We start from the raw sequence: 7,911 nt of genomic DNA on the forward strand, positions 1-7,911 counted from the left end.
AATCCAGTGGCCTGGCAGCCGTACCGGCGCACCGTGGCAGGCGGCCCTTGCCGGTTTCGCGTGCAATGGCTACATGTCGGCAACAATTGGAGACCGGCATGCTCGCCCTCATTCAGACAATCGTCATGGCGCTCGACCTCTACTGGTGGATCATCATCGCATCGGCGATCTTTTCCTGGCTTTACGCCTTCAACGTCGTCAACTCGCGCAATCAGTTCGTCGGTTCCATAGGCAACATGCTCTATCGGCTGACCGAACCGGCGTTGCGGCCGATCCGCCGGTTCATGCCGGACCTTGGCGGCATCGACATCTCGCCGATCATCCTGCTTCTGATCCTGTTCTTCCTGCGGCAGTTCATATTGACCAGTGTGGCGCCTCTGGTCCTGTGAGGCCGATGATCGTATGAGCGCGCCGTTTCGCCTGCGCGATGATGGCGTCGAGCTGTTTGTCCGGCTGACGCCGAAGGCTGCGCTGGACAGGCTCGAAGGCATCGAGACCACGGCGGACGAGCGAAGCCATCTGAAAGCGCGCGCCCGCGCCGTGCCGGAAAACGGCGCCGCCAATCATGCGCTCGAAAAGCTGATTGCCAAGGCGATTGGCGTGCCGGGGTCCGCCGTCTCGGTTGTCGCCGGCGGCACGGCGCGGCTGAAGACCGTGCGCATTGAAGGCGATCCGGAGACGTTGGCGAAAAGCATCGAGGCGCTCGGCCATCAGGCCTGATGTCCTTGCCGGAGGGTCAATCCCCCAGCGGCAAACGCGGATCGTCAACTTTCAACGTGTTGACGCTCTGCTTGATGCGGCGCAGATTTTCCAGAACCCTTGGTCCGCGCGTCTCGGCGACCGAGGTGACGATCATGTCGACGATCGACAGCAGCGCATAGCGCGACGATGTCGGCTTGTAGATATTGCCGTCTTCCAGCGACTGGAAATGGATGACCGTGTCGGCGACCTTGGCGAGCGCGGAGTCCGGCGGGGTGATGGCGATCGTCGTGGCGCCATATTGCTGGGCGACCTGCACCGCATCGATGACCGATCGTGCATAGCCGGAGACGGAGAAGGCGATCAGCGTGGTGTCGGGGGTGGCGACGGCGGCGTACATGCATTGCAACTGTCCGTCGATTTGCGCCAGCACCGACACGCCAAGCCTGAACAGCCGGTTCTGCATTTCGGTCGCCATCATCGACGAAATGCCACCGGAGCCGATGCACAGCACATTGCCGGAAACCGCGATGCGTGCGGCGACGGCGACCAGCGTCGTCATGTCGAGGTTTTCGCTGGCGCGCTGGATGGCCGATATCGCCGCTTCGGTGATGGCGGAAGCGATGCGCTGTTCGCGGGCATCGCGGCTCAACGGCTCCGGCGACAGATACTGGCCGCCGATGGCGATGGCTTGCGCCAGATAGAATTTGAAGTCGCGCAGGCCCTCGCAGCCGAGGTTGCGGCAGAACCGCGTCACCGTCGGCTCGCTGATACCGACGCGCGCGGCAATTTCCGAAATCGCCGCCTTGGAAACGAAGTCGAGGTCTGCCAGCACGAAGCCGGCCAGCTTGCGATCCGACTTCGTTCCGTCCTGCGACATCAGCTGCAGGCGCGTGATGATGTCGGCCGGCGTCTTCATGCTGATATTTTCATAGAGGCAGGCCCGTCGCCTTGTCGAACAGATGGATGTTGCCGGGATCGACCGAAACCGGCAGCAGGTCTCCCGGCCTGACCGGCACCCTGTCACGGAACACGGCGCGTACCGTATCAGCACCGATAGCGCCATAGACATGTGTTTCGGAGCCGGTGGGCTCGACGACATCCACCCTGATCGCCATCGCGTCGACAGCCTCGCCGATGACAAAATGCTCGGGCCGGATGCCGGCCTCCACCGCGCTGTCCGCCGGCACCTGTTTGCCGGCAAGCGCCAGCCGCCCGCCACCGGCCGATTCGAACCAGGTTTTCTCAAGCGTCGTCTTGAGCGAACCCGAGACGAAACTCATCGACGGCGAGCCGAGGAAGGAGGCGACGAACTTGTTGGCCGGCCTGTCATAGAGCTCCAGCGGCGCCCCGACCTGCTGGATCCTGCCGCGATCCATCACGACGATGCGGTCGGCCATGGTCATAGCCTCGATCTGGTCGTGGGTGACGTAGACGATCGTCGATTTCAGCCGCTGGTGCAGAGCCTTGATCTCGACGCGCATCTGCACGCGCAATTGTGCGTCGAGATTGGACAGCGGTTCGTCAAACAGGAACACAGACGGTTCGCGCACGATGGCGCGGCCCATGGCGACGCGCTGGCGCTGGCCGCCCGACAGCTGGCGGGGATAGCGGTCGAGATAGGAGAAGAGATTGAGGACCCCGGACGCCTTCTTGACCTTCTCATCGATTACCGTGCGCGTCTCGCCGCGTATCTTCGGGCCGAAACCGATATTGTCCGATGCCTTCAGATGCGGAAACAGCGCATAGGACTGGAACACCATGGCGATGTTGCGCTGCTGCGGCGGCAGCGCGTTGGCGCGCACGCCGCCGATCAACAGATCGCCGGAAGTGATCGTCTCCAGGCCGGCGAGCATGCGCAGCAAGGTCGACTTGCCGCAGCCGGACGGCCCGACCAGGACGACGAACTCGCCGCTCTTGATATCGAGGCTGATGTTCTCGAGGATCTTGTGCTGCCCGAAGGATTTCGACAGGTCGCGGAACTCGACGTCGGTCATGCTCACGCTCCCAATATGTCGTCGATGAAGGGCAGGCAACCGGCGGTCAGTCCCGCGTCCACGGGCATCACCACGCCTGTTACTCCCGATGCGCGATCGGACGCAAGGAAAGCGACGGCTTCCGCCACTTCCGCAGCGTTGACGATGCGACCGAGCGGATAGAGCCGCTGCAATTTGCCGAGGATTTCGGGATCCTTGGCAAGGCGGTGGTCCCAGGCGGCGGTGCGGATCGATCCGGGGCAGACGACATTGGCGCGCAGGCCGCTGCGGCCGAGCTCGACGGCGATCGCCTTGGCATAGGCGTTGATGCCGGCCTTGGCCGCGGCATAGGCGGGATTGCCGAAATGCGTGATGGCGTTGACCGAGGAGATGAAGACGACGCTGCCGGAGCCACGGCTGGCCATCGCCTTGACCAGCGGATCGGCGAAATTCATCACGCCGGTCAGGTTGAGGTCGAGTTCCTGCTCAATCCTGTCGGGGTTGAGCGCGGGGAGCGTCTCGGCGCGCGTCCAGCCGGCATTGTTGATGAGAATGTCGGGCACACCGTCCCGGTCGAGGATGGCGGCGATCGCCGTGGCTATCGACGCCTTGTCGAGAAGATCGAAGACGTGGCGGGCGGCAAAATACGGGCTCTTCAACGCCTCGCTCGACTGGTCGCAGCCTACGACCCTGGCGCCCCTTTGCGCCATCAGCGCCACGATGGCCGTGCCGAGGCCGCCGCCCGCACCCGTCACAACGACAGTCTTGCCCTCGAATTCGGCCCTGCCTTCGAGTTCCGTTTGCGAAACCACCGTGCGTCATCCTCCGGGATCTTCGACAGGTCGGATCAGGCCTAGTCCACAAAATGTAATTAAGCAACAGAATAATCTGCTTGCAAGCCTTCAAATCCTCGATAATGTAGGAAAGTCACATAAATCTTTTGCTTGGGTAACGAAGAGGCGCGCAGGCGCAAAAATCAAAATGGGAGAGTTCAAATGAGTCTTGCAAAATGGACTGTCGGCCTGATGGCCGGAATGAGCATGCTGGCAATTGCGGCGCAGGCGGATGCGGGCGAGGTGCGGGTCACCGTGGCCGAGTACAGCGCCAAGACTGGCCCATATTTCGACAGCGTCAAGAAGGAATTCGAGGCGGCGAACCCCGGCATCACGGTCAAGTTCGAAGTGGTGCCGTGGGATGTGCTGCTGCAGAAGCTGACCACCGACATCACCGCCGGCACCAATGCCGATCTGTCGATCATCGGCACGCGCTGGCTGATCGACTTCGTCCAGCAGGATGTCGCCGAGCCGCTCGACGGCTACATCAAGCCCGACTTCAAGGACCGCTTCATCGACACCTTCCTGTCGCCCTCGATCATGGATGGCAAGACCTACGGCCTGCCGATCGCTGCCTCGGCGCGCGCCATGTACTACAACAAGGAGCTGTTCGAGAAGGCCGGCATCGCCAAGCCACCGGCAAACTGGACCGAGCTGCAGGAAGATGCGCGCAAGATCAAGGCTCTGGGGTCCGGCACGTTCGGCTTCGGCCTGCAGGGCAAGGAGATCGAGACCGACGTCTATTACTACTATGCGATGTGGTCCTACGGCACGGAAATCCTCAACAAGGACGGCACTTCGGGCCTGAGCACGCCCGGCGCGCTTGAAGCCGCCAAGCTTTACAAGTCGATGATCGACGAAGGCCTGACCGAACCCGGCGTCACCTCCAACAACCGCGAGGACGTGCAGAACCTGTTCAAGCAGGGCAAGGTCGGCATGATGATCACCGCACCCTTCCTGTCCAACCAGATCAAGGACGAGGCGCCGAACCTGAAATACGGCGTTGCGGCCATTCCCGCCGGACCGACCGGCGCGCGCGGCACCTATGGCGTCACCGATTCCATCATCATGTTCAAGAACTCCAAGAACAAGGACGAGGCCTGGAAGCTGCTCGATTTCCTGTTCACCACGGAGCAGCGTGCCAAGTTCACACAGGGCGAAGGCTTCCTGCCGGTGAACAAGGAAGAGGCCAAGATGGACTACTACGTCAACAATGCCGATCTGGCCGCGTTCACCGCTCTGCTGCCCGACGCCCGCTTCGCGCCGGTCATCCCGGGCTGGGAAGAGGTCGCCCAGATCACGTCGGACGCCATGCAGAAGATCTATCTCGGCGGCGACCCCGAGGCAGGCCTGAAGGACGCGGCGGCCAAGGCCAATGCGGTGCTGAAGAAGTAGGGGCAGTGCTGAAGGAATAGGGCGTATCTCCCTGCGCCCGTGGCGCGCCCCAGATTCAGGCGGGGCGCGCCACATCTTGCAGCCTCGAGCAGAAAGATAGTTCGTCGATGTCAACGCCGCCCAGCCAGGCTCCTTTCCTCTCCCACCGGAGGGGGGAGAGGTGGCTCGGCGAAGCCGAGACGGAGTGGGGGAACCACCTGGCAGCCACCGCGAACGGATATAGGAAGAGCACCAGGCGCAAGCCTCGCCTTGCGCCCAAGGGGTCGACCCCCACTCCGTCGAGCTTCGCTCGACACCTCTCCCCCGATCGACGGGCGAGAGGAAAGGGGCCCTTCCGCAACTGCTGCGGAGAACGGACGAGCAGGTGAGGGCAGCGCCGACGGTTGCAAGGAATCCTGAAGCGGTGCCCTGAGAAGAACGAGGCCGGACCAAGTCAATCTGTTAAGCCAGCGAAATCCAATCTCCCCGCAACGCGGTACAAAGCCAGCCGATGCAAAATCGTTTCTTGCCCTATCTCCTGACCTTGCCCAGCCTGTTTCTGGCGGCGGTGGTCATCTTCTGGCCGGTCTGGGACCTGATCCAGATCTCGACGCATGACGTCAGCCGCTTCGGCCAGCTTCGTGACTTCAACGACTTCGCCAATTTCGCGGCACTCGCTGCCGATCCCGATTTCACGGCCGCGCTTTGGCGCACCGGCCAATGGACGGTGATGGTGGTCGGCGGCGCGCTTCTCTTGTCGATCCCGGTGGCGATGATCCTCAACACCGATTTCTATGGCCGCGGCATTGCCCGCGTCATCATCATGCTGCCCTGGGCGGTGTCGCTGACCATGACTGCGGTGGTCTGGCGCTGGGCGCTGAGCGGCGAAAGCGGCATGCTCAATTCGGCGCTGATCGGCCTCGGCCTCATCGATCACAACATCCAGTGGCTGGCGAGTGCCGAAACCGCCTTTCCGATGCAAGTGCTGATCGGTATCCTGGTGACGGTGCCGTTCACGACGACGATCTTCCTCGGCGGGCTGTCGTCGATCCCGGACGATCTCTACGAGGCGGCGGCGCTTGAAGGGGCGACGCCGCTGCAGCAGTTCCGCGAAATCACCTTTCCGCTCCTGAAACCGTTCATCAACATCGCCATCGTGCTCAACACCATCTACGTCTTCAATTCCTTCCCGATCATCTGGGTGATGACGCAGGGCGGGCCGGCCAACTCGACCGATATCCTGGTCACCCATCTCTACAAGCTGGCCTTCCGCATCGGCAAGCTGGGCGAAGCATCGGCGGTGTCGCTGGTGATGTTCGCCATCTTGCTGGTCTTCACCATGATCTATGTGCGGCTGGCGATGCGGGAGCAACGCGCATGACGAGCAAGCTCAAGCGTTCGATCATCGCCTGGCTGCTGCTGGCGCCGCTGATTGTGGTGACGCTCTTTCCCTTCGCGGTGATGTTCCTGACCGCAGTCAAGCCGAGGCAGGAAGTGCTGTCGCCGACCTGGTGGCCGAGCGAATTCCGCTGGTCGAATTTTTCCGACATGTGGGTGGCGACGGGCTTCGGCCAGGCGCTGCTCAATTCGCTCTACGTGTCTGTGATCGCCACCGTCGGCGCCATCCTGATCTCGGTTCCGGCGGCCTATGCGATGTCGCGCTTCCGCTTTGCCGGCTACGGCGCCTTGCGCCAGTTCCTGCTGATTTCGCAGATGATCTCGCCGATCGTGCTGGTGCTCGGCCTGTTCCGGCTGATGGCCGCCTGGGGCCTGGTCGAGAGCACGACGGCGCTCGGCTTCATCTACATGGCCTTCAACGTCGCCTTCACGGTGTGGATGCTGCAGAGCTATTTCGACACCATCCCCCGCGATCTCGAGGAAGCCGCCTGGATGGAGGGCGCCGGCCGCTGGCTGACCTTGCGCAAGGTGTTCCTGCCGCTCTGTCTGCCGGCGATCGCGGTGACGGCGATCTTCACCTTCATCAACGCCTGGAACGAGTTCGTCGTGGCGCTCACCATGCTGCGCAGCCAGGAAAGCTACACGCTGCCGATCCAGGTGTTTTCGCTGGTCGCCGGCCGCTACACCATCGAATGGCATCACGTCATGGCCGCGACGCTGCTGGCGACCTTGCCGGTGGCCATCCTGTTCATCTGGCTGCAGCGCTACCTCGTCAGAGGCCTGGCGCTCGGGGCGGTCAAATAGCGCCTATTCACGGACGGAGCTTTCATGCGCATTTTCACCGCCTCGCTGGCGACGGAAACCAACACCTTCTCGCCGGTGCCGACCGATAGGGCTTCGTTCGAGATGGCCTTCTATGCCGGGCCCGGCAAGCACCCGGAAACGCCGACGCTGTGCTCCTCGCCGATGGTGGCGCTACGCCGGCGTGCGGTGGCCGAAGGCCTCGATGTCATCGAAGGCACCGCCACCTGGGCCGAGCCGGGCGGCCTGGTGCAGCGGCAGACCTATGAGGCTTTGCGCGACGAGATTCTGGGCCAGCTCAAGGCGGCGCTGCCGGTCGATGCTGTCATCCTCGGCCTGCATGGCGCCATGGTGGCGCAAGGCTATGACGATTGCGAAGGCGATCTGCTCGAACGGGTTCGCGCAATGGTCGGGCCGGAGGTGGTGATCGCCGTGGAACTCGATCCGCACAGCCATCTGACACCGAAGCGCGTCGCGGCCTCCGACATTCTCGCCTATTTCCTCGAATTTCCGCACACCGATTTCTACGAGCGCGGCGAACATGTCGTCAAGCTTGGCCTGGCAGCAGTGCGTGGTGAGATCAACCCTGTCATTTCGACCTTCGACTGCCGCATGATCCAGGTGCTGCCGACCAGCCGCGAGCCGATGCGGTCCTTCGTCGATCGCATCAAGGCGCTGCACGGCAAGGACGGCGTGCTGTCGGTCTCCGTCATCCACGGCTTCATGGCGGCCGATGTGCCCGAGATGGGCACGCGCATCCTGGTCGTCACCGACAATGACAAGGCCAAGGGCGACGCGCTGGCGGAACGGCTCGGGCGGGGACTCTACGC

At 62.8% G+C, this 7,911-nt stretch carries 9 protein-coding genes; 6 read left to right on the forward strand and 3 right to left on the reverse strand.

Annotation, left to right across the window (positions count from 1 at the left end; all coding sequences use genetic code 11):
• Positions 1 to 98 precede the first annotated feature (98 nt).
• Together EN914_RS16565 and EN914_RS16570 are read left to right on the forward strand one after the other, a co-directional pair.
• A complete protein-coding gene (locus EN914_RS16565) occupies positions 99 to 389 on the forward strand; it encodes a YggT family protein (protein ID WP_013528977.1) in 291 nt (96 codons plus the stop codon).
• A 13-nt stretch (positions 390 to 402) separates the two neighbouring features.
• A complete protein-coding gene (locus tag EN914_RS16570) occupies positions 403 to 720 on the forward strand; it encodes a DUF167 family protein (RefSeq protein ID WP_024504718.1) in 318 nt (105 codons plus the stop codon).
• Between the two features lie 16 nt (positions 721 to 736).
• Here EN914_RS16570 and EN914_RS16575 read toward each other — a convergent pair whose 3' ends face one another.
• The 3 genes from EN914_RS16575 to EN914_RS16585 are packed head-to-tail and all read right to left on the reverse strand — an operon-like array spanning position 737 to position 3,487.
• Positions 737 to 1,618 (reverse strand): MurR/RpiR family transcriptional regulator, encoded by an 882-nt coding sequence (locus EN914_RS16575; RefSeq protein WP_024504717.1) that lies wholly within the window; start codon positions 1,616 to 1,618, stop codon positions 737 to 739.
• A gap of 10 nt (positions 1,619 to 1,628) precedes the next feature.
• Positions 1,629 to 2,696: an ABC transporter ATP-binding protein gene (locus EN914_RS16580; RefSeq protein WP_013528980.1), complete on the reverse strand. Its 1,068-nt coding sequence runs from the start codon at positions 2,694 to 2,696 to the stop codon at positions 1,629 to 1,631.
• A 2-nt stretch (positions 2,697 to 2,698) separates the two neighbouring features.
• Positions 2,699 to 3,487: an SDR family oxidoreductase gene (locus EN914_RS16585; RefSeq protein ID WP_024504716.1), complete on the reverse strand. Its 789-nt coding sequence runs from the start codon at positions 3,485 to 3,487 to the stop codon at positions 2,699 to 2,701.
• A 183-nt stretch (positions 3,488 to 3,670) separates the two neighbouring features.
• On the opposite strand from EN914_RS16585, the gene EN914_RS16590 reads away from it, so the two are divergent.
• From EN914_RS16590 to EN914_RS16605, 4 genes are all read left to right on the forward strand, one after another.
• On the forward strand, positions 3,671 to 4,903 hold the full coding sequence (locus EN914_RS16590) for a sugar ABC transporter substrate-binding protein (protein ID WP_013528982.1): 1,233 nt from the start codon (positions 3,671 to 3,673) through the stop codon (positions 4,901 to 4,903).
• Positions 4,904 to 5,393: 490 nt separating this feature from the next.
• Positions 5,394 to 6,263: a carbohydrate ABC transporter permease gene (locus EN914_RS16595; RefSeq protein WP_024504714.1), complete on the forward strand. Its 870-nt coding sequence runs from the start codon at positions 5,394 to 5,396 to the stop codon at positions 6,261 to 6,263.
• Positions 6,260 to 7,084 carry a carbohydrate ABC transporter permease gene (locus tag EN914_RS16600; protein ID WP_013528984.1) on the forward strand — a complete coding sequence of 275 codons (825 nt, stop codon included), beginning with the start codon at positions 6,260 to 6,262 and terminating at the stop codon, positions 7,082 to 7,084. The genes EN914_RS16595 and EN914_RS16600 overlap by 4 nt, the downstream gene beginning before the upstream one ends.
• A 24-nt stretch (positions 7,085 to 7,108) precedes the next feature.
• Positions 7,109 to 7,911 (forward strand): M81 family metallopeptidase (locus tag EN914_RS16605; RefSeq protein WP_164778759.1); only part of this gene is annotated, 803 nt, incomplete at its 3' end.

It is taken from the genome of Mesorhizobium sp. M7A.F.Ca.CA.001.08.2.1, from assembly GCF_003998455.1.
In the GTDB taxonomy this organism is placed as follows: Bacteria; Pseudomonadota; Alphaproteobacteria; order Rhizobiales; family Rhizobiaceae; genus Mesorhizobium; species Mesorhizobium ciceri.